Below are 26,226 nucleotides of genomic sequence, written 5' to 3'. Positions count from 1 at the left end.
GGTGACCTGCGACCGGGTTCGGGGACGGCGGGGCCCGGCGGCGATTACCCTGGTCGGTGTAGCCCCCGGGTATTGGAAGGACGCACATGCTCACCCGTACCGACCTGCGCGGTCGCGTTCCGTCCACCGTCGAGCTGCGCGCGACGCTGCCGCGCGCCGAGATGGACGTCGAGCACGTGCTGCATCGGGTCCGGCCGGTGATCGAGGCGGTCCGCGACCGCGGGGTGGCGGCCGTCCTGGAGTTCACCGAGAAGTTCGACGCGGTCCGACCGGAACGGGTGAGGGTGGCGGCCGACGAGCTGCGTCGCGCTCTCGACGAGCTCGACCCGGTGGTGCGCGCGGCGCTGGAGGAGTCGATCGCCCGCGCCCGCAAGGTCCACGACGACCAGCGGCGCACCGACACGACCACGCAGGTCGTGCCCGGCGGCACGGTCACCGAGCGCTGGGTGCCGGTCGCGCGCGTCGGCCTGTACGCGCCGGGCGGCCTGGCGGTCTACCCGTCCAGCGTGGTGATGAACGTCGTCCCGGCGCAGGCCGCCGGGGTGGAGTCGCTGGTGGTGTGCAGCCCGCCGCAGGCGGAGTTCGGCGGCCTGCCGCACCCGACGATCCTGGCCGCCGCGCAGCTGCTCGGCGTCGAAGAGGTCTGGGCGGTCGGCGGCGCGCAGGCGGTGGCGTTGCTCGCCTACGGCGGGCACGACACCGACGGCGCCGAGCTGGTGCCGGTGGACATGGTGACCGGGCCGGGCAACGTGTACGTGACCGCCGCGAAGCGGCACCTGCGCAGCCTGATCGGCATCGACTCGGAGGCCGGGCCGACCGAGATCGCGGTGCTCGCCGACGCCACCGCCGACCCGGTGCACGTGGCCGCCGACCTGATCAGCCAGGCCGAGCACGACACGCTCGCGGCGAGCGTGCTGGTGACCACCTCGGAAGAGCTGGCCGACGCGGTCGACGCCGAGCTGGAGCGCCAGGTGGCGCAGACCAAGCACGTCGAGCGGATCGGCACCGCGCTGGCCGGCGTGCAGTCCGGCTGCATCCTGGTGTCCACTGTGGAGGACGGGATCCGGGTGGTGGACGCGTACGCCGCCGAGCACCTGGAGATCCAGACCGCGGACGCCGAAGCGGTGGCCGCGCGGGTGCGCAACGCGGGCGCGATCTTCGTCGGCCCGTACGCGCCGGTGTCGCTGGGCGACTACTGCGCGGGCTCCAACCACGTGCTGCCCACCGGCGGCTGCGCGCGGCACTCGTCCGGCCTGAGCGTGCAGAGCTTCCTGCGCGGCATCCACGTGATCGCCTACAGCGAGCAGGCGCTCCGCGACGTCGCGGACCAGGTGGTGGCGCTGGCCAACGCCGAGGACCTGCCCGCGCACGGTCAGGCGGTCACCGCCCGCTTTCCCCGCTGAGCGCCCGGAACAACCGAAGGTAGAACCCATGAGTGACGTGCCCGGCGCCGACACGACGCTGGCCGACCTGCCGTTGCGGGACGATCTGCGCGGCCGCAGCCCCTACGGCGCGCCGCAGCTGGACGTCTCGGTTCGGCTCAACACCAACGAGAACCCCTACCCGCCGCCGCAGGAACTCGTCGACGACGTGACCGCCGCGGTGCAGGAGGCCGCCACGGCGCTGCACCGCTACCCGGACCGCGACGCCAAGGCGCTGCGCGCCGATCTCGCCGCATACCTGACCAAGGCCACCGGTGTCGCGCTGGCGACCGAGAACGTGTGGGCGGCCAACGGCTCCAACGAGGTCCTGCAGCAGATCCTGCAGGCCTTCGGCGGGCCGGGGCGCACCGCGCTCGGCTTCGAACCGTCGTACTCGATGCACCCGATCCTGTCGGCGGGCACCCGCACCGACTGGGTGCCGGCGCCGCGCCGCGACGACTTCAGCCTGGACGGCGCGCAGGCCGCCCGCATCGTCGCCGAGAAGCAGCCCGGCGTGGTGTTCGTGACCAGCCCGAACAACCCCACCGGGCAGTCGGTGTCGCAGGACGACCTGCGCGCCGTCCTCGACGTCGCGCCCGGCGTGGTCGTGGTGGACGAGGCCTACGCCGAGTTCTCCGCCCGGCCCAGCGCGATCGAGCTGATCCGCGAGTACCCGGCGAAGGTGATCGTCAGCCGCACCATGAGCAAGGCGTTCGCGTTCGCCGGTGGCCGGCTCGGCTACCTGGCGGCCGCCCCGGCGATGATCGACGCCCTGCTGCTGGTGCGCCTGCCGTACCACCTGTCGGTCGTCACCCAGGCCGCCGCGCGGGCCGCCCTGCGGCACGCCAAGGCCACCCTCGGCTCGGTTCAGGCGCTCATCGACGAGCGCGAGCGGGTCGTGGAAGCGTTGCGGGAGCAGGGTTTCTCGCCGGTGCCCAGCGACGCCAACTTCGTCCTCTTCGGACGGTTCGCGGACGCGCACCGCGCCTGGCAGCGCTACCTGGACGCCGACGTGCTGATCCGCGACGTCGGCATTCCCGGCCACCTGCGGGTCACCATCGGCACGCCGGAGGAGAACGACGCCTTCCTGGCGGCGAGCAAGGTCGTGAGCGAGGAGATCAGCAAGTGACATTCCAGCCCGGGACCCGCATCGGGCGGGTCGAACGCACCACCAGGGAATCCTCGGTGCTGGTCGAACTCGACCTCGACGGCACGGGGCAGGTCGACATCGACACCACGGTGCCGTTCTACGACCACATGCTCACGGCGCTGGGCACCCACGCGGCCTTCGACCTCAAGGTGAAGTCGACCGGCGACACCCACATCGACGCGCACCACACGGTGGAGGACACCGCGATCGTGCTCGGGCAGGCGCTGCGCCAGGCGCTCGGCGACAAGAAGGGCATCCGCCGCTTCGGCGACGCCTGGATCCCGATGGACGAAACCCTCGCGCACGCGGCGGTGGACGTCTCGGGCCGCTCGTACTGCGTGATGACCGGCGAACCGGAGCAGTACAACAGCTTCACGATCGGCGGGAACTACCCGTTCGTCCTGAACCGCCACGTGTTCGAGTCCCTGGCGTTCCACGCCCAGATCAACCTGCACACCAGGGTCATCCACGGCCGCGACCCGCACCACATCGCGGAAGCCCAGTACAAGGCGATCGCCCGAGCCCTCCGCGCGGCGGTCGAACCCGACCCCCGCTTCACGGGCGTGGTCCCGTCCACCAAGGGCGCCCTGTAGGGGCGAGTCTTTCCGAGAGGGGCGCCGTCGACCGGCTGAATCGGTCGACGGCGCCCCTTCTTGTTCGGCCGTGCGGAGAGTGCATTGATCAGCACTCTCCGCACGGTCGTTGCAGAGGGATACCGGTGGCACGTCAAGGACGTCCGCTCCGCGAGGCAGAAGAGCGCGGAGCGCGCCCGCTTCGGCCCAGCCACGGAACGTGGTGCTAGGAATGCCTACGGTTGCGCCTTTTGGCTGATGCCGGTGGTTCACCGTTGCGTCACTGCGGGTCTTACGCCGCTTGGCTTTCTTCGGTGACGATGTCCGCTCGTGACTGAGGTTTCTCGACGTCGGGTGTTGACCGGTGCCGCCGGTGTGGCCGGTGGCGTTGCCGCCGCTTCGCTGCTGCCGCCTTCGCTGCACCGGGCCATGGCGCAGCAGGTTCCCCAGGGCGGGTTGGATGCAGTCGAGCACGTCATCGTGCTCATGCAGGAGAACCGCTCCTTCGACCACTACTACGGCACGCTTCGCGGCGTGCGCGGCTACGGCGACCGGTTGCCGTTGCAGCAGCCCGATGGGCGCTCCGTCTTCCAGCAGCCCGCCACCGGCGGTGAGGTGCTGCCGTTCTCGCTGCGGCAGGGCGCCGAGCGCGAGGGGCGGCCGGTTTCCGACATCCAGTACCTCGGCGACCTCGACCACAGCTGGGGCGGCAGCGGCAAGGCCTGGGCGGGCGGCTGGAACAACGACTGGGTCGCCGCGAAGACCGCCGCCACCATGACGTACTACGAGCGGCAGGACATCCCGCTGCAGTACGAGCTCGCCGACACCTTCACCATCTGCGACGCCTACCACTGCTCGGTCTTCGGCTCCACCAACCCGAACCGGAACTACCTGTGGACCGGCACCACCGGCTACGAGCCGGGCACCACCAAGCGGGCCGTCACCAACGCCGCCTACAGCTACGACCACGCGGGCTACGAGTGGACGACGTACCCGGAGCGGCTGGAGAAGGCCGGGGTGCCCTGGCAGATCTACCAGGAGTGGGACAACTTCACCGACAACTCCGTCGAGTACTTCAAGACGTTCAAGGCGATCGGCCGCAAGATGCTCGCCGCGGTGGACGGGAAGTTCCGCACCACCGAGGAGTTCTACACCGCCCTGTTCGACAAGCCCGCCCAGGAGCAGCAGCGGCTGCTCAAGCAGCTGGAGGCGGGCCGCGATGCGCTGACCGACGCCGAGCGCAGCCTGTTCGACCGCGCGATGCACCGCAGCAGGCCGGGCACCCTCGTCGAGCGGCTCCGCGCCGACATCAAGGCGGACCGGCTGCCGAAGGTGGTGTGGCTGGTCCCGTCCGCTGTGGACTCCGAGCACCCGGGCAGCTCCACGCCGGTCGGCAGCGCCAACCTGGTCTACGAGGTGCTGGACGCGATCGCCGACCCGAAGATCTGGTCGAAGACCGCGCTGCTGCTCAACTTCGACGAGAACGACGGCTTCTTCGACCACGTGCCGCCGCCGGTGCCGCCGAAGCCCGAATCCGGCGAGGGCGACGACTACTTCGAGGGCCGGCCGATCGGCCTCGGCCCGCGGGTGCCGATGACCGTGGTGTCGCCGTGGACGATCGGCGGCTTCGTCAACTCCGAGGTCTTCGACCACACGTCGGTGCTGCGCCTGCTGGAGCGCTGGACGGGCGTGCAGGAGCCGAACATCAGCTCCTGGCGGCGCACCGCGTGCGGCGACCTGACCTCGGTGTTCGACTTCGAGAACGCGGCGAAGCCGCCGAAGCCCGCCGAGCCGGGCCCGGTGCCGGAGCCGATCAAGCGCTGGCACCCCAAGCCGCCGGCGGAGCAGGCGCTCCCGCTGCAGGAGCAGGGCCGCAGCCCGGCGCGGGCCCTGCCGTACCAGCCGCAGGTCTCCGCCGCGCTGAACGGGGAAGCGGTGGCGCTGCGGCTGGGCAACGCCGGCGCCGGATCGGCGCACTTCGCGATCTACGCGTACGCGGGCGAGCTGCCTGGACCGTCCCATGTGGACGTTCGCGGCGAACGGGTGGTGACCGTGCCGGCGAAGGAGGAGTACCGGCTCGCGGTGCAGGGGCCGAACCGGTTCTGGTTCGAGCTGAGCGGCTCCCGCGACGGCAAGGCCGCGGGCCTAGACGTGCGGACGAACCCCGACGCCCGCGCCGGCGGCCTGTCGCTGGAACTGCGCAACAGCGGCGCCGAGCCGATCACGGTGCGCCTGCGGGCCCTGGGCTACGCGGCCGGCGAGCAGCGCGAGGTCCGGCTCGCCGCGGGCGGCGCGGAGTCCGTGGCGTGGCCGACGGACCAGGGCTGGTACGACGTCGAGGTCACGGCCGCGCAGGACCGGTCGTTCCGGCGCCGGGCCACCGGCCGCGTCGAGAACGGAGCCCCGGGCGTCACCGGCTGAGCCCGCGCCCCTCGGTACGCTGGCCGGATTGAGGGGAGTGGTGATGCAGAGCTACCTGCCGATCATCCTGCTGGCCGTCGCGGGTTTCCTGATCGGCGGCGTCTACGCGACGTGGAAGACCGCCCGGTTCTTCGCCGTGGTGCTCGCGGTCGCCGCGCTGATGGCCATCGTCGGCGGCATCGGCTGGATGATCTACGGCTGAGCCTGAACGCGCGAAGGGCGCCCCCGACCGAGTCGGGGGCGCCCTTCTGCCGTGGAGCGTCAGCTCTTCGCCGTGACGGTTTCCTTCTCGGGCTCGTCGCCCTCGCTGGTCGCGCCGCCGTGGCCCTCGTCGACGAAGGACTGCTCGTTGAACGGGCTCTGCCCCGAGAACACCTGCTGCATCTGGCCGCGGTCGATCTCCTTCGTCCACGCGCCGATGAGGACCGTCGCCACCGCGTTGCCCGCGAAGTTGGTCAGCGCCCGCGCCTCCGACATGAACCGGTCGATGCCCACGATCAGGCCCACGCCGTCCAGCAGCTCCGGCCGGTGCGACTGCAGGCCACCCGCCAGCGTCGCCAGCCCGGCACCGCTGACGCCCGCCGCGCCCTTCGAGGCGATCATCATGAACAGCAGCAGCCCGACCTGCTCGCCCAGCGACAGCGGGTCGCCCATCGCGCTCGCGATGAACAGCGACGCCATGGTCAGGTAGATCATGGTGCCGTCCAGGTTGAACGAGTAGCCGGTCGGCACCGTGATGCCCACGACCGGCTTGCTCACCCCGAGGTGCTCCATCTTCGCGATCAGCCGCGGCAGCGCGGCCTCCGACGACGAGGTGGACACGATCAGCAGGAACTCGCGGCCCAGGTAGCGCAGCAGCGAGAGGATGTTGACCCGCGCGAACAGCCACAGCACCGGGCCCAGCACCAGGAACACGAACAGCACGCACGTGATGTAGAAGCCGAGCATGATCACGGCCAGGCCCTTGAGGGCCTGCACGCCGGTCGCGCCGACGACCGCGGCGATCGCGCCGAACGCGCCCACCGGCGCCGCCCACATGACCATCGCCAGCATCTTGAACACCAGCCGCTGGATGTGCTCGATGCCGCGCAGGATCGGGGTGCCCTTGTCGCCCATCGCCTGCAGCGCGAAACCGGCCAGCAGCGCCACCAGCAGCGTCTGCAGCACCTGTCCCTCGGTCAACGAGGACACCAGGGTGTGCGGGATGATCCCGAGCAGGAAGTCCGTGGTGCTCTCGGCGCCCTCGCCGGCCTGCTGCACGCCCTGGCCGCGCAGCGATTCGGTGATGTGCAGGCCCTCGCCGGGGTGCAGCACGTTGCCCACCAGCAGCCCGATGATCAGCGCCACCACGGACATGATCATGAAGTACGCCAGCGCGAGACCGCCGACCTTGCCGACCTTGGCGGCCTTCCGGACGCCTCCCACGCCGAGCACGATGGTGCAGAAGATGACCGGCGAGATCATCATCTTGATCAGGTTGACGAACCCGGTGCCCAGCGGCTTGAGAGCCTTGCCGAGGTCGGGCGCGAGGAAGCCGACCGCGATGCCGGCCAGCACCGCGACGATCACCGCGATGTACAGGTAATGCGTTCGATCCCGACGGCGTGTCTGCGCAGCGTCTTTGCTTGCCACTGTTGCACTCCTACTGGGCTACCGGGTCACACTCGTACCAGCCGTGTCCCAGGTCACGGTCCGGCCGGGAGAGACTATCTGTGCCGGGTATCGTCAGCGTCACGCTTCTGTTCATTGTGTTCACATCTCCGACACGGATCCGTGATGCCCACCGCCGATGACCGGAACTGGTTCGGCCGCGTCCGGCCCAGCTGGAGCCTGGCCCGCCAGCTCTTCGTGCTGCAGGTGGTCGTGGTCGCCGTCGTCGTCATCGCCGGTGCCGTGCTGGCCTGGTACGACGCGCGGCAGCGCAACGACGACGCGGCCACCGAGAAGGTCGTCGCGGTGGCCCGCACGCTCGCCGCGCAGCCCGCCGTCCGGGACGGCCTGACCGCGCCGAACCCGACCGCCACGTTGCAGCCGCTGGCCGAACGCGTCCGGGCGGAGACCGGGGTCGACTTCATCACGATCATGTCCCCGGCGGGCATCCGCTACACGCACCCCGACCCGGCGCAGATCGGGCAGCGGTTCCTCGGGCACATCGAGCAGGCCCTCGCCGGTGAGGTGTTCACCGAGACCTACACCGGCACCCTCGGCCCGTCGGTGCGCGCCGTGGTGCCGGTCTACGACGACGCGCACCGGCTGGTGGGCCTGGTGTCGGACGGCATCACGGTGCGGATGCTCACCGCCGAGCTCAGCGAGCAGGTCACGGCGCTGGTCGTGGTCGCGGCGGCCGCGCTGCTGGTCGGCGGGCTGCTGACCTACCTGGTCAGCGCCCGGATGCGGCGCCACACCCACGGGCTGCGGCCTGCCGAGCTCAGCCGCATGTACGAGTACCACGACGCGATCCTGCACGCGGTGCGCGAGGGACTGCTGCTGGTGGCGCCCTCCGGGCGGATCACCCTGTGCAACGATGGGGCCGCTGTGTTGCTCTCGCTGGATCCCGTCGAAACCGAAGGCAGGCACGTGTCCGAGCTCGGCCTGCCGGTGTCCCTTGTGGACACCCTCGGGGCGGGGCGGGCGGTGCGCGACGAGGTCCACCTGACCGACGACCGCGTGCTGCTGGTCAACGTCTCGCAGATCCGCAGCGGCGATCGCGACCTGGGCACCGTCGTCACGCTGCGGGACCACACGGAGCTGCAGGCGCTCAGCGGCGAACTCGACTCGATGCGCGGCTTCGCCGAATCGCTGCGCTCCCAGGCCCACGAGTCGGCCAACCGGCTGCACACCGTGGTGTCGCTGATCGAGCTGGGCCGCTCGGAGGAGGCCGTCGCGTTCGCCACCGACGAGCTCCGGCTCGCCCAGCAGCTCACCGATCGCGTCGTCGGCGCGGTCGGCGAGCCGGTGCTGGCGGCGGTGCTGCTGGGCAAGAGCGCCGAGGCGGGGGAGCGCGGCGTGGAGGTCGTGCTCGGCGCGGGCACCGAGATCGACGACGTCGACCTGGAGCACATCGACTCCCGCGACCTGGTGACCATCCTCGGCAACCTGATCGACAACGCCGTCGAGGCGACGCTGGAGGGCTCGCGCCCGAGCGTCGAGGTGACCATCCGGTCCACATCGGACGGTGTGCTGATCCGGGTCGCCGACAACGGGCCGGGCGTCGACCCGGACAGCGCCCAGCGGGTCTTCCAGCGCGGCTGGTCGACGAAGGAGGACGGCCGCGGGCTCGGGCTCGCGCTGGTCGGGCAGAGCGTGCGCCGCCACCGGGGCACCATCGAGGTGCACAACGACGGCGGCGCGGTGTTCACCGTCCGGTTGCCCGGCCGCTCGGGGACGGACGTGGCGCGGTGATCTCGGTCCTGGTCGTCGAGGACGATCCGCTGGTCGGCGAGGCGCACGAGGCCTACGTGAACCGGCTCGACGGGTTCGCGGTCGCGGGCCGGGTCCGCACCGGGCAGGCGGCCCTGCGGTTCGTCGAGCGCACCGCGGTCGACCTGGTGCTGCTGGATCTGCGGCTGCCCGACATGGACGGCCTGCAGGTCGCGCGGGCGCTGCGCACCGCGGGCAGCAACGCCGACGTGATCGCGGTGACCTCGGCCCGCGACCTCAAGGTCGTCCGCGCGGCGGTGTCCAGCGGAGTGGTGCAGTACCTGCTGAAGCCGTTCACCTTCGCGGCGATGCGGGAGAAGCTGGAGCACTACGCGCGGTTCCGGGCCAGCCTCGGCCACGACCGGGAAGTCAGCAGCCAGGCCGAGATCGACCGGGCGTTCTCCGCGCTGCGCGGCGTCGACCGCGCGGCGCTGCCGAAGGGCATGAGCGAGGAGACGCTCGCGGCGGTCGTCTCTGCGCTGCGCGCCAACCCCGACGGCGGCCCGGCGGGAGCCGTGGGCGAAGCCGCCGGGGTGTCCAGGGTGACGGCCCGCAGGTACCTCGAATACCTGGTCAACAACGGCATGGCCGACCGCCGCCCGCTGTACGGCGCGGTCGGCCGGCCGGAGATGGCGTACCGCTGGATCGGCGAAGCCTGACCGGGGGCCCAGGCCCCAGCCCGGCCAGGTGCGCGGGTACGGGCGACGGAACCCGGAGACCGTCCCGACGCCGCAATTTCCATTGAAATCGAACCTTCGATTTCAATGGAAATTGCGGACCACCGGTGTATCGCACCCCCGACACGCCGAAGGATGTGGACAACCTCGGGTGCCTGTGGACAACTTCCGCAATTTCAATGGAAATTGGACCTTCGATTTCCATTGAAATTGCGGTAACACGCGGCGCGGGGGCGGTCAGGTGCGGTCGGCCGCCGGGCGCAGGAGCGGCGCGCCGGGGCCGAATTCGGCGAGCTTGTCGTCGGCGTTGTGCAGCGCGCAGAGGCGCAGCGACAGGCAGCCGCAGCCGATGCAGCCGGTGAGGCGGTCGCGCAGCCGTTGCAGGCCGTCGATGCGCGCGTCCAGCTCGTCGCGCCACCGGCGCGACAGCCGCGCCCAGTCCGCCTTGGTCGGGGCGTGGTCGTCCGGCAGCGTCGCCAGCGCCTCGGAGATCTGCTCCAGGCTCAGGCCGACGCGCTGCGCGGAGCGGATGAACGCCAGCCGGCGCAGCACCGAACGGTCGTAGCGTCGCTGGTTCCCGGAGGTTCGGGTGGTGGCGATCAGCCCTTTCTGCTCGTAGAAGCGCAATGCGGTCTGGGCGACACCGCTGCGGTGGGCCACCTCTCCGATGGTCAGTAGTTTCGGTAGCTTCGACACGTCCGCCAGGCTACCGAAAACCTAGACCAAAGTGCAGGTATTCTCGCTTGACTTCGAGTGCGCTCGAAGTCCCACCCTGGTCGCATGACGATCACCGCACCGAGGGCCGGGTTCGGATACGCCGATCTCCGCCCGCTGATGAGCGAAATGACCGGCGACGAGAAGCATTCCGCCGCCGCCACCTCGACGCTGGACGTGCTGTGGGTGCTCTACGACCAGATCCTGTCGGTCGACCCGCGACGTCCCGACGACCCGGACCGCGACCGCTTCCTGCTCTCCAAGGGCCACGGCCCGATGGCCTTCTACGCCGTGCTGACGGCCAAGGGCTTCCTCGACCCGGCGGAACTGGCCCGCTTCGGCGAGTTCGACTCCAGGCTCGGCTTCCACCCGGACCGCGTCCTGGCGCCCGGCGTCGAGATCGGCAGCGGCTCGCTCGGCCACGGCCTGCCGCTCGGGCTCGGCGTGGCGCTCGGCCTGCGCGCCCAGGGCCGCACCGGGCCGCGCGTCGTGGTCCTCGTCGGCGACGCCGAACTCGACGAGGGCAGCAACCACGAGGCGATCCAGGTCGCCGGCCGCTGGGGGCTCGGGCAGCTGACCACCGTCGTGGTGGACAACGGCTCCTCCAGCACCGGCTGGCCGGGCGGCATCGCCGACCGCTTCGCCCGCGAGGGCTGGGCCGCGCGCACTGTCAACGGCCGCGACCACGCCGAACTCCGCGAGGCGCTGGCCGACACCCACCAGGACCGCCCGCTCGCGGTGGTCGCCGAGGTCGAACCCAAGGAGCTGTGATGACCGCACCGACCACCGAAACGGCCGCCCCGACGATGCGGGAAGCCTTCGTCGACACCGTCACCGAAGCGCTCGACACCGATCCGCGGGTCGCCCTGGTGCTGGCCGAGATCTCCGCCGACCGCTTCGTGGACGCCGCCGCCCGCCACCCGCGGCGGGTGCTCAACGTCGGCATCCGGGAGCAGGCGCTGGTGAGCGTGGCCGGCGGGCTGGCGCTGACCGGGCTGCGGCCGGTGCTGCACTCGATCACGCCGTTCCTCGTGGAGCGGCCGTTCGAGCAGCTCAAGCTCGACCTCAACCACCAGGGCGTCGGTGCCGTCGTGGTCAGCACCGGCGCCTCCTACGACTACCCGACCGCGGGCCGCACGCACATGGCCCCCGGCGACGTCGCGCTGATCGACACGCTGCCCGGCTGGACCGTGCACGTGCCCGGCCACCCGGCCGAGGTCTCGGCGCTGCTGCGGTCTGCGATGCACACCGACGACCTCGTCTACCTGCGGCTCTCCGAGCAGGTCAACGCCGAGCCGCTGGTGACGGGGCCGGGCTGGCACACCGTCCGGCGCGGCAGCCGGGGCGTCGTGCTCGCCGTCGGCCCGATGCTCGGGCCGGTTCTCGCGGCGACGGCGACGCTCGACGTGACCGTGCTCTACACCGCCACCATCCGGCCGTTCGACGCCGGCGGACTGCGGGAGGCGGTGCGGGCGGCGACCGCCGACGTGGTGCTGGTGGAGCCCTACCTGCGCGGCACGTCGACGCACGAGGTCAACGACGCGCTGGCCGACACCCCGCACCGGGTGCTCGCGCTGGGCGTTCGCCGCGACCTGGAACTGCGGGCCTACGGCACCGCCGAGGAGCACGAAGCGGCGCACGGCCTCGGCCCGACCGGTATCGGCGCGGCGGTGCGGTCGTTCCTGGCCGGATGACCTGCGCGGCGGCCGCCCGCGACGTGGGCTGACGCGTCCGGGCGGTAGCCTGGGCGCGTGGCACGAGTCGTCATCTTGGACTACGGATCAGGCAACCTCCGCTCCGCCGAACGCGCGCTCGAGCGCGCCGGGGCCGACGTCGAGGTGACCGCCGACCATCGTGCCGCGACCGAGGCCGACGGCCTGGTCGTGCCCGGCGTCGGGGCCTTCGCCGCGTGCATGGAGGGCCTGCTCCACGTCGGCGGCGACAAGATCATCGACCACCGGCTGGCAGGCGACCGCCCGGTCCTCGGGATCTGCGTGGGCATGCAGGTGCTCTTCGACGAGGGCGTCGAGCACGGCATGCAGGCCAACGGCTGCGGCCAGTGGCCGGGCACCGTCGAGCGGCTGCACGCCGACGTCCTCCCGCACATGGGCTGGAACGACGTGCAGTCGCCGGAGGGCAGCACCCTGTTCGCCGGTATCGAGCCGGGCACCCGGTTCTACTTCGTGCACTCCTACGGCGTCCGCAAGTGGCAGCTGCCTGCGTCGGAGACGATCGCGCCGCCACTGGTGACCTGGGCCGAACACGGCGAACCGTTCGTCGCCGCAGTGGAGAACGGGCCGCTGACGGCGACCCAGTTCCACCCGGAGAAGTCCGGGGAGGCGGGCGCACGGCTGCTGCGGAACTGGCTGGGCAGCCTGTGACCCGCAGGGGCGGCCTGCTGGGGCCGACGGCGGTGCGGGTGATCGCGCTGGTGCTCGCGCTCGGGATGATCGCCGGGATCGGCGCGCCCTACCTGCTGCAGGCCGGGGTGCCGCTGTGGGCGGTCCTGATGCTCGTGCTGATCGTCCTCGCGGTGCCCGTCGTCGCCGTCGTCCGCTCCGAGCGCAGCCGCCGGTGAAGGGGCCGAAGCCCTGGCAGTAGGGTTGGGGCGTGACTTTCACGCTGCTTCCCGCTGTTGATGTCGCCGACGGTCAGGCGGTCCGCCTGGTGCAGGGCGCCGCCGGTACCGAGACCTCCTACGGTGACCCGTTGGAGGCCGCGCTGACCTGGCAGCGCGCGGGAGCCGAGTGGATCCACCTGGTCGACCTGGACGCCGCGTTCGGCCGCGGCTCGAACCGGGCGCTGCTGGCCGAGGTGACCGGCAAGCTCGACGTGCAGGTGGAGCTCTCCGGTGGCATCCGCGACGACGCCTCGCTGGAGGCCGCGCTGGCCACCGGCTGCGCGCGGGTCAACCTGGGCACCGCCGCGCTGGAGAACCCGGAGTGGGCGGACCGGGTGGTCGCCGAGTACGGCGAGCGGGTCGCGGTCGGCCTGGACGTGCGGATCACCGAGCAGGGCCACCGGCTGGCCGCGCGAGGCTGGACCAAGGACGGCGGCGACCTGTGGGAGGTGCTGGCCCGGCTGGACGCCGCCGGCTGCCGCCGCTACGTGGTCACCGACGTCAGCAAGGACGGTACCCTGCAGGGACCGAACATCGCGCTGCTGCGCGAGGTCTGCGCCCGCACCGAGGCGCCGGTGATCGCCTCCGGCGGTGTGTCCAGTGTGGACGACCTGGTGGAGCTGTCGAAGCTCGCGCCGGTCGGCCTGGAGGGCTCGATCGTCGGAAAGGCCCTCTACGCCCAGAACTTCACCCTCGAAGAGGCCCTCGCCGCGGTGCGCTGACGCCCGCTGGAGTGCGGGTGCGCTCAGGATTGAACGCCCCATCCACCGCGCCGCGCGGCCGTGTCTCTACCCTGGGGACATGGCCGTTGCGGTGCGTGTGATCCCCTGCCTGGACGTCGATCAGGGGCGGGTCGTCAAGGGTGTCAACTTCACCAACCTCCGGGATGCCGGCGACCCCGTGGAGCTCGCCCGCGCCTACGACGCGGAGGGCGCCGACGAGCTGACCTTCCTCGACGTCACGGCGTCCTCGTCGGACCGCGAGACCACCTTCGACGTGGTGCGGCGCACCGCCGAGCAGGTCTTCATCCCGCTGACCGTCGGCGGCGGCGTGCGCAGCACCGACGACATCAACCGGCTCCTGCGCGCCGGTGCGGACAAGGTCAGCCTGAACACCGCCGCCATCGCCCGGCCCGAGCTGCTCAGCGAGGCGTCGCAGCGCTTCGGCGCGCAGTGCGTGGTGCTGTCCGTGGACGCTCGGCGCGTGCCGGAAGGCGGTCAGCCGACGGCGTCCGGCTTCGAGGTCACCACGCACGGCGGCCGGCGCGGCACCGGCATCTGCGCCGTGGAGTGGGCCGCGAAGGGCCAGCAGCTCGGCGTCGGCGAGATCCTGCTGAACTCGATGGACGCCGACGGCACGAAGGCCGGTTTCGACCTGGAGATGATCCGCGCGGTTCGCGAGGTCGTCGACGTGCCGCTGATCGCCAGCGGCGGTGCCGGCGCGGTCGAGCACTTCGCGCCCGCGGTGCGCGCCGGGGCAGACGCGGTGCTGGCCGCCAGCGTGTTCCACTTCGGACAGTTGAAGATCGGCGAGGTCAAGGACGCCATGCGGGCGGAAGGGATCACTGTTCGATGAGCGGTCTGGACCCGGCGATCGCGGCCCGGCTCAAGCGCAACGCGGAGGGGCTCGTCGCGGCGATCGCGCAGCAGCGCGGCACCGGCGAGGTGCTGATGATGGCGTGGATGGACGACGAGGCGCTGCACCGCACCCTCACCACCCGCCGCGGCACCTACTACTCCCGCAGCCGCCGGCAGTACTGGGTCAAGGGCGAGACCTCCGGCCACACCCAGCAGGTGCACGAGGTCCGCCTGGACTGCGACGGCGACACGATCCTGCTGGTGGTCGACCAGGAAGGCGCGGCCTGCCACACCGGCGACCACACCTGCTTCGACGCCGACGTCCTGCTCAAGTAACCGCAGTTTCAATTGAAACTGTTCACCGGGACCGATTCGGTGGGTGACAGTTTCAATTGAAACTGTCATCCGGTGGTCAGGGGCCGGTGGTTCCGGAGATGTCACCGGTCAGGTAGCGCTGGAGGTTCGGCGCGATCGCGGCCACCACGGTGTCGTGGTCGGCCGACGCCAGCGGCTCCAGGTGGATCACGTAGCGGGCCATCCCCAGCCCGACGATCTGCGACCCGCACAGCGCCGTGCGCAGCTCAGCCCGGTCCATGCCCAGCGTCTTGACCAGCCGCTTGAACAGCACGTTCTGGATGAACTCCCGCAGCATCCCCACCGCGTTCTCGTTGGCCGCGACGCTGCGGACCAGGGCCGCGAACTGGCCGCCCTCCGCGTTGTCCCACACCGTCAGGAACCGCCGCAGCAACCGCTCGGCGAGCTGCTCCCGATCGCCCACCAGCAGCTGCGGCACCACCTCGGCCGGGTTGATCGGGATGTGCACCGCCGCGGTGAACAGCCCCTCCTTGCCCCCGAACCAGTGGTTGACCATCGCCGGATCGACCCCGGCCCGGCCCGCGATGGCGCGCACCGTGGCCGCGTCGTAGCCCTGCTCGGTGAACACCTCGCGCGCCGCGGCCAGCAACGCCGCCTTGGTGTCGGCTCCGCTGCGCCGTCGCCCGCGGCGCTTCGGCTCTGTTCCGCTCTGGTCGATGCCACTGCTCACCCACCCATCCTCGCCGTCCCGGCGGCCCGAGGGCAAAGCGGTGCGGAGGTCCCGCGCAGCCGGGATCGGGTGGACGGCACAATGACGACATGGTCGGCGACGGTGATATCGGCACTATCAGCCCAGGACGCGAGGAGTTCCGCAGCCTGGCGGCGGACCGCCGGGTGATCCCGGTGGTGCGGCGGTTGCTCGCGGACGACGAAACCCCGCTCGGGGTGTACCGCAAGCTCGCCGGGGACCGCCCCGGAACGTTCCTCTTCGAGTCCGCCGAGAACGGTCGCTCCTGGTCGCGATGGTCCTTCGTGGGCGCCCGCAGCGCCGCCGCGCTGACCGTCCGCGACGGCCAGGCGCACTGGACGGGCAAGCCGCCGGTGGGTCTGCCGGACAGCGGCGACCCGCTGCAGGCGCTGCGCGAGACGGTCCGGCTGCTGCAGACCGACCCGCTTCCCGGGCTGCCGCCGCTGACCGGCGGCATGGTCGGATACCTCGGCTACGACGCGGTCCGCAGGCTGGAGCGGCTGCCGAACCTGACCGAGGACGACCTGCAGATCCCCGAGATGGTGATGCTGCTGGCCACCGACCTCGCCGCGCTGGACCACCACGAGGGCACCATCACGCTCATCGCCAACGCGGTGAACTGGGACGACAGCCCGGAGCGCGTCGACGCGGCCTACGACGACGCGGTGCGCCGCCTGGACGAGATGACCGAGGCGCTGTGCACCCCGGCCGCGCCCACGGTCGCCGCGTTCTCCCGGCCCGCCCCGCAGTTCGTCCGGCGCCGCCAGCCCGACGAGCACTACGCGGCGGTCGAGAAGGCCAAGGAGGCGATCCGGGCCGGCGAGGCGTTCCAGGTCGTGGTGTCGCAGCGGTTCGAGATCGAGACCAGCGCGGACGCCCTGGACATCTACCGGGTCCTGCGCACCACCAACCCGAGCCCGTACATGTACCTGCTGCGGCTGGACGCGCCGGACGGCGGCACGCCGTTCGACATCGTCGGCTCCAGCCCCGAATCGCTGGTCACGGTGCGCGACGGGCAGGCGACCACGCACCCGATCGCCGGGACCCGCTGGCGGGGCGCCGACGAGGACGAGGACGCGCTGCTGGAGAAGGAGCTCATCAACGACGACAAGGAGCGCGCCGAGCACCTGATGCTCGTCGACCTCGGCCGCAACGACCTGGGGCGGGTCTGCAAGCCGGGTTCGGTGCACGTCGTCGACTTCTTCCGCATCGAGCGCTACAGCCACGTCATGCACATCGTGTCCACGGTGACCGGTCAGCTGGCCGAAGGACGGACGGCGTTCGACGCGATCGCCGCCTGCTTCCCCGCGGGCACGCTCTCCGGCGCGCCGAAGCCGCGCGCGCTGGAGCTGATCGAGGAGCTGGAGCCGACCCGGCGCGCCCAGTACGGCGGCGTGGTGGGCTACCTGGACTTCGCCGGCGACGCGGACACGGCGATCGCGATCCGCACCGCGCTGGTGCGCGACGGCACCGCGTACGTGCAGGCCGGCGGCGGCATCGTGGCCGACTCCGACCCGGTCGCCGAGGACCAGGAATGCCTGAACAAGGCGCGCGCGGTGCTCAACGCGGTGGCGACGGCCGAGACGCTGTCGCGGCCGGCGACCGAACGGGCGACGGGGGAGCGGGTTGACCACCGAGCCGGGATCTGAGCCGGGCCCCCGGCCCGCGCGGTCGAAGGGCCTGCTGTGGTCAGTGGTGCTGCTGGTGCTGGTCGCCGCCGGCGTGCTCTGGGGCGCGAGCGCGCTCGTCTGGGTGGAGCAGCGGTTCCGCACGCCCTTCGGCACCGAGGTCTCCGCCGGGATCACCGGCGAGGACATCCGCCCGGAGCTGGTGCCGATGGCGCTGGCGGCGCTGGCCGCCGTCGCCGCGGTGCTGGCCACCGGCGGGTGGTTGCGGCGCGTGGTCGGCGCCCTCATCGCGGTCGCGGGTGCCGTGCTGGGCTGGCGGGTGTTCCAGCAGTTCAGCTTCGGCTGGTTCGCGACCGGGAGGGCCGGTGACGTGCCGCCGGGCAGCACGCCGATCGGCGAGATGGCCAGCCGGCCGTACGGGCTGCTGCTGATGGCTGCGGGCGCTCTGCTGCTGTTCGCCGCCGGTGCTCTGGTGGCGTTCCGGGCCGGTCGGATGCCTGCGATGGGCGCGAAATATTCGGCGCCGGGTGCCGCGAAGCAGAAATCCCACGATCCGGACCGGCAGATGTGGAACGACTTGGACGCCGGACGCGATCCAACGGATGAGCAGGATCGCTGAAAATATTTCAAATTCACCGAAGGGTGGAAAACCCAGTTCGGCGCGGCCCCGAGCCGGTGACCGGACGCGTCGCCAGGGCCGAAGGTCCTTGTTGCGCAGGGACGTTGGGCTACCCCTTGGTGGGACCGGTGGCCGGTGAGGTTTAGCATCGGCCATGCGACGGCACGGCGGGAAGGGGAGTGTCGTGATCGAGCGCAATGAGTTCATCTGCGCATCTGGTTACTTGCGGACCGACCTGAAGGCGAGTGTGCGGGACACGGCCGGCGAGGTGTTCGCGTGACCGTTCTGGAATCAATCATCGAAGGCGTTCGCGAAGATCTGGCAGTTCGCGAATCCGCGATTCCCTTCGACGAGATCAAACAACTGTCCGCCGCGGCGGCACCCCCGCGCGACGTGCTCGCCGCGCTGCGGGCGCCGGGCGTGGGTGTGATCGCGGAGGTCAAGCGGCGCAGCCCGTCCAAGGGCGAGCTGGCCGAGATCGGCGAGCCGGCCGATCTCGCCGCCGACTACGCCTCCGCCGGGGCGCGGGTCATCAGCGTGCTCACCGAGCAGCGCCGCTTCGGCGGCTCGCTGGCCGACTTCGACGCGGTCCGCGCCAGGGTCAACACGCCCCTGCTGCGCAAGGACTTCATCATCAGCCCGTACCAGGTGCACGAAGCCCGCGCGCACGGCGCGGACATGGTGCTGCTCATCGTCGCGGCCCTGGAGCAGAACGCGCTGGTAGCGCTCCTGGACCGGGTCGAATCGCTGGGCATGACCGCTCTCATCGAGGTGCACACCGCCGAAGAGGCCGACCGCGCGTTGGAGGCCGGTGCGAAAGTAATTGGCATCAACGCGCGCAACCTGCATACGCTCGAGGTGGACCGCGACGTGTTCGGGCGGATCGCGCCGGGGTTGCCGCAGGAGGTCCTCAAGATCGCCGAGTCGGGGGTCCGCGGTCCGAGCGACCTGATGGCCTACGCGGGATCCGGTGCGGACGCCGTGCTGGTCGGTGAGGGCCTGGTGACCAGCGACAATCCCAAGACCGCGGTCACCCAGCTGGTGACCGCCGGGTCGCACCCCGCGTGCCCGCGGCCGAGCCGGTAGCCGGACCGGTTCCGCGAGTTCCAGGGTTCGGCGCAAGGCACAGGAGGTAAGGCAATGACCGTAGGCGCAGAGACCGCGCGCGCCCACCGACCGGGCAAGCCCGTGCCGGAGGGGCATGACCCGGACGAGCGCGGGCACTTCGGGATCTACGGCGGCCGGTTCATGCCGGAGGCGCTGATCGCCGCCCAGGACGAGCTCGCCGCCGAGTACGCCAAGGCGCAGAGCGACCCGCAGTACCTCGCCGAGCTCGACGACCTGCTGCGCAACTACGCCGGGCGGCCGTCGCTGCTGACCGAGGCGAAGCGGTTCGCCGAGCACGCCGGCGGCGCCCGGATCCTGCTCAAGCGGGAGGACCTCAACCACACCGGCTCCCACAAGATCAACAACGTGCTGGGGCAGGCGTTGCTGGTCAAGCGGATGGGCAAGCGCCGGGTCATCGCCGAGACCGGGGCCGGGCAGCACGGCGTCGCCACCGCGACCGCCTGCGCGCTGCTGGGCCTCGAGTGCGTCATCTACATGGGCAAGGTGGACACCGAGCGGCAGGCGCTCAACGTCGCCCGGATGCGGCTGCTCGGCGCCGAGGTCATCCCGGTCAGCAGCGGCTCGGCGACCCTCAAGGACGCCATCAACGAGGCGCTGCGCGACTGGGTCGCCAACGTCGACCACACCCACTACCTGCTGGGCACCGCGGCCGGGTCGCACCCGTTCCCGATGATGGTGCGCAACTTCCACAAGGTCATCGGCGACGAGGCCCGTCGGCAGGTGCTCGAGATGACGGGCCGGCTGCCCGACGTGGTCGCGGCCTGCGTCGGCGGTGGCTCCAACGCCATCGGCATCTTCCACGGCTTCATCGACGACCCGGACGTGCGGCTGGTCGGCTTCGAACCGGGCGGGCACGGCATCGCCTCCGGCGAGCACGGCGCCACCCTCTGCGAGGGCACGCCCGGCACGCTGCACGGGGCCCGCTCGTACCTGCTGCAGGACGACGACGGCCAGGTCATCGAGGCCTACTCGATCTCCGCCGGGCTCGACTACCCGGGCGTGGGGCCCGAGCACTCGTACCTGAAGGACATCGGGCGCGCCGAGTACCGCTCGGTCACCGACGACGAGGCCATGCACGCCTTCCGGCTGCTGTCCCGCACCGAGGGCATCATCCCGGCCATCGAGTCGGCGCACGCGCTGGCCGGCGCGATCAAGCTCGGCCAGGAGCTCGGCCCGGAGGCGATCATCCTGGTGAACCTCTCCGGCCGGGGTGACAAGGACATGGACACCGCGGCGAAGTACTTCGGGCTCGTCGACGAGAACAACGACGACAACACGGAGGCGTCATGAGCGACACTTGCACGCTCTCCGCTCATGTAAGCCGACCGGGTGCGGGTGTCCCGCACAACACTGAGGAGTCGCGGTGAACCTGCGCGAGGTCTTCCAGAACTGCCGGGAAGAGCAGCGGGCCGCCCTGATCGGCTACCTGCCCGCCGGGTTCCCGACCGTCGAGGAGTCCAAGGAGCTGTTCAGCGCGATGCTGACCGGCACCGACGGCTCGACCGGCTGCGACATCGTCGAGGTCGGCATCCCGTTCTCCGACCCGGTGATGGACGGCCCCACCATCCAGGCCGCCAGCGACAAGGCGCTGCGCGCCGGGTTCCGGCTGCGCGACGTCTTCGACGTGGTGTCCTCGATCGCCGACGCCGGTGGCCACGCCGTGGTGATGACGTACTGGAACCCGGTGCACCACTACGGCCCGGACGCGTTCGCCCGCGACCTCAAGGCGGCCGGCGGGCTCGGCGTGATCACCCCGGACCTGATCCCGGACGAGGGCGAGGACTGGATCGCCGCGACCGACGCGCACGGCCTGGACCGGATCTTCCTGGTCGCCCCGTCGTCGACCGAGGAGCGGCTGGCGCTGACCGCCAAGGCCACCAGCGGCTTCGTCTACGCCACCTCGGTTATGGGCGTGACCGGGGCGCGCGAGAGCGTCGGCTCGGCCGCGGCCGGGCTCGTGCAGCGCACCCGCGCGCACACCGACCTGCCGATCGGCGTCGGCCTGGGCGTGCGCAACGGCGAGCAGGCCGCCGAGGTGGCCGGCTTCGCCGACGGCGTCATCGTCGGCTCCGCCTTCGTCACTCGCGCCGAGCAGGACGGCCCCGCCGGCGTCCGCGAGCTCACCGCGGAACTCGCCCGGGGCGTCCGGTCCCGCTGATCTGCTGCGAACGGCCCGTTCGCTCCTCCTAGCGAGGCGAACGGGCCGTTCGTTCCGCCAGGGACCGGGTGGTGCTCACCATTCGTGGAGCGACCGATACGGTTAGCGGCGTGAGTGCCCCGGTTGCCGCCTTGGCGAGTCCGTTCCTGGCCACCATCCCCAGCCCGCCGCAAGGGGTTTGGTTCATCGGCCCGATCCCGCTTCGCGCCTACGCGCTGTGCATCATCGCCGGCATCATCGCGGCGGTCTGGATCGGCAGCCGCCGCTGGGTGGCGCGCGGCGGACGCGAGGGCACGGTCATCGACATCGCGGTGTTCGCGGTGCCGTTCGGGCTGGTCGGCGGTCGGCTCTACCACGTCGCCACGGACTGGTACAAGTACTTCGGACCGGACCGCAACCCGCTGGACGCCCTCAAGGTGTGGGAAGGCGGCCTGGGCATCTGGGGCGCCGTGGCGCTCGGCGCGGTCGGCGCCTGGATCGGCTGCCGCCGCCGGGGCGTGCCGCTGGCCGCGTTCGCCGACGCGGTCGCGCCCGGCATCATCCTCGCGCAGGCCATCGGCCGCCTCGGCAACTGGTTCAACCAGGAGCTCTACGGCGCGCCGACGGACCTGCCCTGGGGCCTGGAGATCTACCGGCGCATCGACCCGGCGACCGGGCTCGCCGACCCCATCACCGGCGTCGCGATGGACAGCGTGCCGGACAAGATCGTGCACCCGACGTTCCTGTACGAGTTGCTGTGGAATCTCGGTGTCTTCCTCCTGATCATCTGGGCGGACCGCAAGTTCCGGATGGGCCACGGCCGGGTGTTCGCGCTCTACGTCGCCGGCTACACGGCCGGGCGGGTGTGGATCGAGATGATGCGCACCGACGACGCCACGCACGTCCTCGGCATCCGCATCAACGTCTTCACCTCCCTGATCGTCTTCGCCGGCGCGGTCCTGTACCTGCTGTACGTGCGTGGCAAGCGCGAGGACCCCGAGCTGCTGCGCGGCAAGCCGATGCCCGGCGACGACGACACGGCCGCGACGCCGGAGCGGCCCGCCGAGGAGTCGAAGGCGACGACAGACGACGCGGACCCGGACGAGGGCAAGGACGAGCCGAAGGGCTCGGACGACCCGGGAGACGAACGTGCGGAGGCGCGTAGCGCCGACGGCAACGGCAAGGACGCGAAGGACTGACCTTCAGCGCCCGGTACGGGCCTACCGGGCGCCGAAGGCCACCGCGCCGCTCGGCGAGTCCTTGGAACCGGTGGGGTCGTGCTGCGATGCCACCAGCTCCAGCCGGACACCGACGGCCTGCCCGAGCCGGTCGAGCAGGTCGATGGTCGGCAGGCTGCCGCCGCTCTCCCAGCGCGCGACCGAGGACTGCGTGGTGCCCATCCGCTTCGCGAGCTCGGTCTGGGTCAGCCCCGCGTCCGTGCGCAGCCCGTACACCAGCCGCGCCAGCTCGAACGCCAGCGAGGCTTCCGCGTACGACTCGTCGTACTCCTCCTGGTCGGTGATCGGATTCTCGCGCCGGATCTGATCGAGCTTCTTCCAGGTCATCTCATGGCCTCCGGTCGTGCCGCATGGCTGTGCGGGCGCGAGAGACCTCGCGCCGTTCGTTCGATCGTTGCTTCCGGAACGTGGTCAGGGTGATCGCGAGGCGTGCCGGGTCGAGAACGTAGGTCACCCGGCGCTCGGCTCCTTCGCAATGAAATCTGAGTTCGCGCAGACCACCGCCGAGATGCTTGCTGTGCGGCATGCCCAGGAGCGATCCGAATTCCGAGAGCAGGTCGAACATCCGGTCCGCGATGGCGCGGTCCCGGTTCTTGAGGCTGCAGTACCAGCGCTCGACTTCGTGCGACACAACGATGTTCCATCGTCCACCTCCGGTTTCGCGGGACATGCTACGAACATAGCGCGCACGCGATAACGCGTCGATGCTATATCTCGAACGTGATCAGTTCGAGTGACGTGGGAGAGGAACGGCGGGTCAGCCCCGGACGGGGGCGATGACCGGTGAGCCGTCGGGGGTGTGCAGGACCGTGACGCGGGCCGTGTAGCGCTTCGCCAGCACCTCCGGGGTCAGGACCTCCGCCGGGGTTCCTTCGGCCGCGACGCGGCCTTCGTCGAGGAGGAGCAGGCGTTCGGCGTACTGGGCGGCGAGGGTCAGGTCGTGCAGCGTCATGACCACCGTGGTGCCCAGCTCCCGGCGCAGTTCGTCGACCAGGTCGAGCAGGGCTTGGGCGTGCCCGACGTCCAGGCCGGTGGTCGGCTCGTCGAGCAGCAGCACGCCCGCTCGCTGGGCGAGGGCGCGGGCCAGCACGGCGCGCTGGCGTTCGCCGCCGGACAGCGTCGAAAGGGCTCGGTCCGCGAGTCGCGTCAGGTCCAGCCGCTCCAGCAGGGCGCGGACCACGTCCAGGTCGGTGGGGCCCTCCCGGCCCAGCACGCCGAGGTGCGGGGTGCGGCCGAGCAGCACGTAGTCGGTGACCGTGAGGCCGATCGGCAGCTGCGGGATCTGCGGCGCGTAGCCGATCGCCCGGGCCCGTTCGCGGCGCCGCAGCGACGCCAGCGGCCGGCCGTCGACCAGCACCCGGCCGTCGTGCCGCACCAGGCCCGCGACGGCCTTCAGCAGCGTCGACTTGCCCGACCCGTTCGGCCCGATGACGCCCAGCCAGCCGCCGGTGTCCACAGTGGTCGAAACATCGGAAATCACCGTGCTGCGCCGATATCCGGCCGACAGGCCGTGCACTTCGAGCGTGCTCATGCGCGCCTCCGGTGCAGCAGGACCGCGAAGAACGGCGCGCCGGTGAACGCGGTGATCACGCCGATCGGGATCTCGGCGGGCGCCAGCAGGGTGCGGGCGAGCATGTCGGCGAGCACCAGGAAGACCCCGCCGAACAGCAGGGAGAGCGGCACGATGATCCGGAAGCTGCCGCCGATCGCCAGCCGCACCAGGTGCGGTACCACGAGGCCGACGAAACCGATCAGCCCGGCCACCGACACCGCCGCGGCGGTGGCCAGCGAGGCCGCGATGAGCACCAGCAGCCGCACCCGCCCCGGGTGCACGCCGAGCGCCGCGGCCTCCTCGTCGCCGGTGCCCAGCAGGTCCAGCAGGCGGGCGCAGGTGCAGAGCACGACCGCGGCGATCGCCAGGTACGGCAGCACGATCAGCACCTCCCGCCAGCCGGTGGTGGTCAGCCGCCCCAGGATCCACATGTAGACCTGCTGCAACGACTCCACGCGAAGCTGCTGCACGAACGTCTGACCGGCCGTGAGGAACGCGCCGACCGCGACGCCGGCCAGCACCAGCGTCGCCGTGTCCCGGCCTGCCGAGCGGCCGACCAGCCAGGTCAGGCCCACCCCGCCGAGCGCGCCGACGAACGCCGCGAGCTGCACCGGGACCGACGGCCCGCCCGCCGGGGTCGCGGTGATCACCAGCGTGGCGGCCAGGCCGGCGCCGGCCGCCGCACCCAGCAGGTACGGGTCGGCCAGCGGGTTGCGGAACACGCCCTGGAACGCGGCGCCGGACACCGCCAGCGCCGCCCCGACCAGCACGCCGAGCACGACCCGGGGCACCCGCAGCTGCCACAGGATCGCCGCCTCCCGCTCGGACAGCGGCGAGACGCCGCCGGTCAGCTGCGCGCCGATCTCGGCGAGCACCCGCTGCCAGCCGAGCTCGGCGGCCCCGAGCAGCACCGACAGCAGGATGCTCGCCAGCAGCACCGCCACCCCGACGAGCAGGTGGTGCGGGCGGAGCTTGGTCTGCTTCAGGGCCCCGCCGAGCGCCTTCGTCACCCGTTCTGGGCCTTGGCGACGCCGCCGCCGATCGCCCGCACCAGCTCGACCACCCGCGGGCCCCACCGGCTCGCGATGTCGTCGTCGAGTTCGACGACGCGGCCGTGCTGCACGGCGTCCAGGGTGTTCCAGCCCGGCCGGGCCGCGACCGCCGCCGCGTTGACCTGGCAGCACTTGACGTCGGACAGGAAGATCAGGTTCGGGTTGGCCTGCACGATGTGCTCCTCGGACAGCTGCGGGAAGTTCCCGCCCGCCGGGTCCGCGATGTTGTGCAGGCCGAACAGGTTGTAGACGTTGCCGACGAAGCTCTGCGAGGTCGCGGTGTAGTAGTCCGGGCTGACCTCGTGGAAGTAGTTCAGCGGCTGCGCCGGGCGCGGGGTGGTGCGGACGATCTCGTCGATCTCCGAGCGCATCCGGTCGACCAGCTCGGCGGCCTGCTTGGTGTGCCCGGTGGCCTGCCCGAGCACCTCGATCTGCTTGTAGGCGTCGTCCAGCGTGGCCGGCGACGGCGTGAGCAGCGTCGGCACGTTGACCACCTTCAGGCCGTCCGCCAGCTTCGCGGCGCTGTCCGGCGCGATGACCAGGTCCGGGGTGTGCGCGCCGACGGCGGCGGCGTCCACGGTGAAGCCGGAGAGGTCGGTGCGCGGCGCCTCCGCCGGGAAGTTGGAGTACTGGTCCACCGCGATGACCTGGTCGCCGGCGCCGATCGCGTACAGCGTCTCGGTGGCGCTGGGGGACAGCGAGATGATCCGCTTCGGCTGCTGCGCGACCGTCACGGGCGGCTGACCGGGCAGCTCGACCTTGACCGGGAACGCCGAGGCCGGGTCGTCGGCCGGCGCGGGGGCCTCGGAATGGGGGCGGGTGGCGCACGCGGTGACCCCGACTAGCAGGGCGAGCATCGCGAGCAGCAGGGCGGCGAGTCGGCGGAACCCGGTCATGTCTTCCCAACGGTTCGGCCGGTGCGTGGCGGGCGCGGCTCGGGGAAGCCGGGCTTCCGGGGGCGAGCCGCACCCCTGCACCGGGGGTGGCGGACATCGACGCCACGCGCAAGGCGACCTGGCTCGTGCCCGCCCGGGGCGGGCCATCGCAGTTGCGGCACAGCACCGGATTCGCACCGGTTTCGCTTGGCGCTGGCGTCCCGCGAGCACCCGCGTCGCGGGTGCTCTGAGCTGGAAAGATATCAGGAGAAGATCGGCCGTCCGCGCCGTGCGGGAGTGTCCTGCGGCACGGGGGCTACCCGGGGTGCGACCCAGCGGTTAGATTTGACGACGGACCGTGT

Annotated in this window: 28 protein-coding genes; 20 read left to right on the top strand and 8 right to left on the bottom strand. The window is 71.5% G+C overall.

The window, feature by feature from the left end; genetic code table 11:
* Positions 1-86 precede the first annotated feature (86 nt).
* From hisD to AB0H93_RS28845, 5 genes are all read left to right on the top strand, one after another.
* A complete protein-coding gene (gene hisD, locus AB0H93_RS28865; RefSeq protein WP_358576519.1) occupies positions 87-1,403 on the top strand; it encodes a histidinol dehydrogenase in 1,317 nt (438 codons plus the stop codon).
* A gap of 28 nt (positions 1,404-1,431) precedes the next feature.
* Positions 1,432-2,550 carry a histidinol-phosphate transaminase gene (locus AB0H93_RS28860; protein ID WP_358576518.1) on the top strand — a complete coding sequence of 373 codons (1,119 nt, stop codon included), beginning with the start codon at positions 1,432-1,434 and terminating at the stop codon, positions 2,548-2,550.
* Positions 2,547-3,164 carry an imidazoleglycerol-phosphate dehydratase HisB gene (gene hisB, locus AB0H93_RS28855; protein WP_358576517.1) on the top strand — a complete coding sequence of 206 codons (618 nt, stop codon included), beginning with the start codon at positions 2,547-2,549 and terminating at the stop codon, positions 3,162-3,164. The genes AB0H93_RS28860 and hisB overlap by 4 nt, the downstream gene beginning before the upstream one ends.
* A gap of 309 nt (positions 3,165-3,473) precedes the next feature.
* A complete protein-coding gene (locus tag AB0H93_RS28850) occupies positions 3,474-5,564 on the top strand; it encodes a phosphocholine-specific phospholipase C (protein WP_358576516.1) in 2,091 nt (696 codons plus the stop codon).
* A gap of 28 nt (positions 5,565-5,592) precedes the next feature.
* Positions 5,593-5,766, top strand: coding sequence for a hypothetical protein (locus tag AB0H93_RS28845; RefSeq protein WP_177226261.1), 174 nt, complete (start codon positions 5,593-5,595; stop codon positions 5,764-5,766).
* Between the two features lie 59 nt (positions 5,767-5,825).
* On the opposite strand, the gene AB0H93_RS28840 is transcribed toward AB0H93_RS28845, so the two are convergent.
* Positions 5,826-7,196: a cation:dicarboxylase symporter family transporter gene (locus tag AB0H93_RS28840; RefSeq protein ID WP_358576515.1), complete on the bottom strand. Its 1,371-nt coding sequence runs from the start codon at positions 7,194-7,196 to the stop codon at positions 5,826-5,828.
* A gap of 144 nt (positions 7,197-7,340) precedes the next feature.
* Between AB0H93_RS28840 and AB0H93_RS28835 the strand changes: the two genes are divergently transcribed.
* Both AB0H93_RS28835 and AB0H93_RS28830 read left to right on the top strand, forming a co-directional pair.
* On the top strand, positions 7,341-8,966 hold the full coding sequence (locus AB0H93_RS28835; RefSeq protein ID WP_358576514.1) for a sensor histidine kinase: 1,626 nt from the start codon (positions 7,341-7,343) through the stop codon (positions 8,964-8,966).
* The gene (locus AB0H93_RS28830) at positions 8,963-9,643 is read left to right on the top strand and encodes a response regulator (RefSeq protein WP_358576512.1); all 681 of its coding nucleotides are present in this window, start codon (positions 8,963-8,965) and stop codon (positions 9,641-9,643) included. The genes AB0H93_RS28835 and AB0H93_RS28830 overlap by 4 nt, the downstream gene beginning before the upstream one ends.
* A gap of 255 nt (positions 9,644-9,898) precedes the next feature.
* On the opposite strand, the gene soxR is transcribed toward AB0H93_RS28830, so the two are convergent.
* Positions 9,899-10,357, bottom strand: coding sequence for a redox-sensitive transcriptional activator SoxR (soxR, locus tag AB0H93_RS28825; protein ID WP_358576511.1), 459 nt, complete (start codon positions 10,355-10,357; stop codon positions 9,899-9,901).
* Positions 10,358-10,441: 84 nt separating this feature from the next.
* Here soxR and AB0H93_RS28820 point away from each other — a divergent pair, with 84 nt between their 5' ends.
* From AB0H93_RS28820 to hisI, 7 genes are all read left to right on the top strand, one after another.
* Positions 10,442-11,146, top strand: coding sequence for a thiamine pyrophosphate-dependent enzyme (locus tag AB0H93_RS28820; RefSeq protein ID WP_358576510.1), 705 nt, complete (start codon positions 10,442-10,444; stop codon positions 11,144-11,146).
* On the top strand, positions 11,146-12,069 hold the full coding sequence (locus tag AB0H93_RS28815) for a transketolase C-terminal domain-containing protein (RefSeq protein ID WP_358576509.1): 924 nt from the start codon (positions 11,146-11,148) through the stop codon (positions 12,067-12,069). Before AB0H93_RS28820 ends, AB0H93_RS28815 begins: the two co-directional genes overlap by 1 nt.
* 57 nt (positions 12,070-12,126) lie before the next feature.
* Positions 12,127-12,756: an imidazole glycerol phosphate synthase subunit HisH gene (gene hisH, locus AB0H93_RS28810; RefSeq protein ID WP_358576508.1), complete on the top strand. Its 630-nt coding sequence runs from the start codon at positions 12,127-12,129 to the stop codon at positions 12,754-12,756.
* Entirely contained in the window at positions 12,753-12,953 is a 201-nt protein-coding gene (locus AB0H93_RS28805; protein WP_132485594.1) for a hypothetical protein, read from the top strand. Before hisH ends, AB0H93_RS28805 begins: the two co-directional genes overlap by 4 nt.
* Positions 12,954-12,985: 32 nt before the next feature.
* On the top strand, positions 12,986-13,717 hold the full coding sequence (priA, locus tag AB0H93_RS28800; protein ID WP_358576507.1) for a bifunctional 1-(5-phosphoribosyl)-5-((5-phosphoribosylamino)methylideneamino)imidazole-4-carboxamide isomerase/phosphoribosylanthranilate isomerase PriA: 732 nt from the start codon (positions 12,986-12,988) through the stop codon (positions 13,715-13,717).
* Between the two features lie 79 nt (positions 13,718-13,796).
* Positions 13,797-14,570: an imidazole glycerol phosphate synthase subunit HisF gene (hisF, locus tag AB0H93_RS28795; protein ID WP_093261466.1), complete on the top strand. Its 774-nt coding sequence runs from the start codon at positions 13,797-13,799 to the stop codon at positions 14,568-14,570.
* Positions 14,567-14,908 carry a phosphoribosyl-AMP cyclohydrolase gene (hisI, locus tag AB0H93_RS28790; protein WP_358576506.1) on the top strand — a complete coding sequence of 114 codons (342 nt, stop codon included), beginning with the start codon at positions 14,567-14,569 and terminating at the stop codon, positions 14,906-14,908. Before hisF ends, hisI begins: the two co-directional genes overlap by 4 nt.
* A gap of 76 nt (positions 14,909-14,984) precedes the next feature.
* Here hisI and AB0H93_RS28785 read toward each other — a convergent pair whose 3' ends face one another.
* Entirely contained in the window at positions 14,985-15,617 is a 633-nt protein-coding gene (locus AB0H93_RS28785) for a TetR family transcriptional regulator (protein WP_358576505.1), read from the bottom strand.
* Between the two features lie 89 nt (positions 15,618-15,706).
* Between AB0H93_RS28785 and AB0H93_RS28780 the strand changes: the two genes are divergently transcribed.
* From AB0H93_RS28780 to lgt, 6 genes are all read left to right on the top strand, one after another.
* Positions 15,707-17,284 carry an anthranilate synthase component I gene (locus tag AB0H93_RS28780; RefSeq protein ID WP_132485604.1) on the top strand — a complete coding sequence of 526 codons (1,578 nt, stop codon included), beginning with the start codon at positions 15,707-15,709 and terminating at the stop codon, positions 17,282-17,284.
* The gene (locus tag AB0H93_RS28775) at positions 17,262-17,882 is read left to right on the top strand and encodes a Trp biosynthesis-associated membrane protein (RefSeq protein ID WP_358576504.1); all 621 of its coding nucleotides are present in this window, start codon (positions 17,262-17,264) and stop codon (positions 17,880-17,882) included. The genes AB0H93_RS28780 and AB0H93_RS28775 overlap by 23 nt, the downstream gene beginning before the upstream one ends.
* Before the next feature lie 276 nt (positions 17,883-18,158).
* Positions 18,159-18,968, top strand: a complete 810-nt coding sequence (gene trpC / locus AB0H93_RS28770) for an indole-3-glycerol phosphate synthase TrpC (protein WP_358576502.1) — start codon at positions 18,159-18,161, stop codon at positions 18,966-18,968.
* A gap of 54 nt (positions 18,969-19,022) precedes the next feature.
* On the top strand, positions 19,023-20,300 hold the full coding sequence (gene trpB / locus AB0H93_RS28765) for a tryptophan synthase subunit beta (protein WP_358576501.1): 1,278 nt from the start codon (positions 19,023-19,025) through the stop codon (positions 20,298-20,300).
* A gap of 73 nt (positions 20,301-20,373) precedes the next feature.
* Positions 20,374-21,168 carry a tryptophan synthase subunit alpha gene (trpA, locus tag AB0H93_RS28760; RefSeq protein ID WP_132485612.1) on the top strand — a complete coding sequence of 265 codons (795 nt, stop codon included), beginning with the start codon at positions 20,374-20,376 and terminating at the stop codon, positions 21,166-21,168.
* 110 nt (positions 21,169-21,278) lie between these two features.
* Positions 21,279-22,346: a prolipoprotein diacylglyceryl transferase gene (lgt, locus tag AB0H93_RS28755; RefSeq protein WP_358576499.1), complete on the top strand. Its 1,068-nt coding sequence runs from the start codon at positions 21,279-21,281 to the stop codon at positions 22,344-22,346.
* A gap of 21 nt (positions 22,347-22,367) precedes the next feature.
* Here lgt and AB0H93_RS28750 read toward each other — a convergent pair whose 3' ends face one another.
* The 5 genes from AB0H93_RS28750 to AB0H93_RS28730 all read right to left on the bottom strand — a co-directional run bounded on the left by AB0H93_RS28750 (position 22,368) and on the right by AB0H93_RS28730 (position 25,885).
* A complete protein-coding gene (locus AB0H93_RS28750; RefSeq protein ID WP_093261448.1) occupies positions 22,368-22,712 on the bottom strand; it encodes a helix-turn-helix transcriptional regulator in 345 nt (114 codons plus the stop codon).
* 1 nt (position 22,713) lies between these two features.
* Positions 22,714-23,055: a type II toxin-antitoxin system RelE/ParE family toxin gene (locus AB0H93_RS28745; RefSeq protein WP_358576497.1), complete on the bottom strand. Its 342-nt coding sequence runs from the start codon at positions 23,053-23,055 to the stop codon at positions 22,714-22,716.
* 87 nt (positions 23,056-23,142) lie between these two features.
* A complete protein-coding gene (locus AB0H93_RS28740) occupies positions 23,143-23,916 on the bottom strand; it encodes an ABC transporter ATP-binding protein (RefSeq protein ID WP_358576496.1) in 774 nt (257 codons plus the stop codon).
* Positions 23,913-24,947: an iron ABC transporter permease gene (locus AB0H93_RS28735; RefSeq protein WP_358576494.1), complete on the bottom strand. Its 1,035-nt coding sequence runs from the start codon at positions 24,945-24,947 to the stop codon at positions 23,913-23,915. Before AB0H93_RS28735 ends, AB0H93_RS28740 begins: the two co-directional genes overlap by 4 nt.
* On the bottom strand, positions 24,944-25,885 hold the full coding sequence (locus tag AB0H93_RS28730; RefSeq protein ID WP_358576493.1) for an ABC transporter substrate-binding protein: 942 nt from the start codon (positions 25,883-25,885) through the stop codon (positions 24,944-24,946). Before AB0H93_RS28730 ends, AB0H93_RS28735 begins: the two co-directional genes overlap by 4 nt.
* Positions 25,886-26,226: the final 341 nt, after the last annotated feature.

It is taken from the genome of Saccharopolyspora sp. NPDC050642 (genome assembly GCF_040654735.1).
Lineage (GTDB): Bacteria > Actinomycetota > Actinomycetes > Mycobacteriales > Pseudonocardiaceae > Saccharopolyspora > Saccharopolyspora elongata.
Note: the sequence above shows the minus strand (reverse complement) of the source record. Positions and strands in the feature narration are given on the sequence as shown.

Coding starts and splice junctions, on each gene's coding strand:
- hisD (WP_358576519.1), top strand. CDS start 87: ATGCTCACCCGTACCGACCTGCGCGGTCGCGTTCCGTCCACCGTCGAG.
- AB0H93_RS28860 (WP_358576518.1), top strand. CDS start 1,432: ATGAGTGACGTGCCCGGCGCCGACACGACGCTGGCCGACCTGCCGTTG.
- AB0H93_RS28835 (WP_358576514.1), top strand. CDS start 7,341: ATGCCCACCGCCGATGACCGGAACTGGTTCGGCCGCGTCCGGCCCAGC.
- AB0H93_RS28820 (WP_358576510.1), top strand. CDS start 10,442: ATGACGATCACCGCACCGAGGGCCGGGTTCGGATACGCCGATCTCCGC.
- AB0H93_RS28815 (WP_358576509.1), top strand. CDS start 11,146: ATGACCGCACCGACCACCGAAACGGCCGCCCCGACGATGCGGGAAGCC.
- hisF (WP_093261466.1), top strand. CDS start 13,797: ATGGCCGTTGCGGTGCGTGTGATCCCCTGCCTGGACGTCGATCAGGGG.
- hisI (WP_358576506.1), top strand. CDS start 14,567: ATGAGCGGTCTGGACCCGGCGATCGCGGCCCGGCTCAAGCGCAACGCG.
- AB0H93_RS28780 (WP_132485604.1), top strand. CDS start 15,707: ATGGTCGGCGACGGTGATATCGGCACTATCAGCCCAGGACGCGAGGAG.
- trpB (WP_358576501.1), top strand. CDS start 19,023: ATGACCGTAGGCGCAGAGACCGCGCGCGCCCACCGACCGGGCAAGCCC.
- AB0H93_RS28750 (WP_093261448.1), bottom strand. CDS start 22,712: ATGACCTGGAAGAAGCTCGATCAGATCCGGCGCGAGAATCCGATCACC.
- AB0H93_RS28745 (WP_358576497.1), bottom strand. CDS start 23,055: ATGTCCCGCGAAACCGGAGGTGGACGATGGAACATCGTTGTGTCGCAC.
- AB0H93_RS28740 (WP_358576496.1), bottom strand. CDS start 23,916: ATGAGCACGCTCGAAGTGCACGGCCTGTCGGCCGGATATCGGCGCAGC.
- AB0H93_RS28730 (WP_358576493.1), bottom strand. CDS start 25,885: ATGACCGGGTTCCGCCGACTCGCCGCCCTGCTGCTCGCGATGCTCGCC.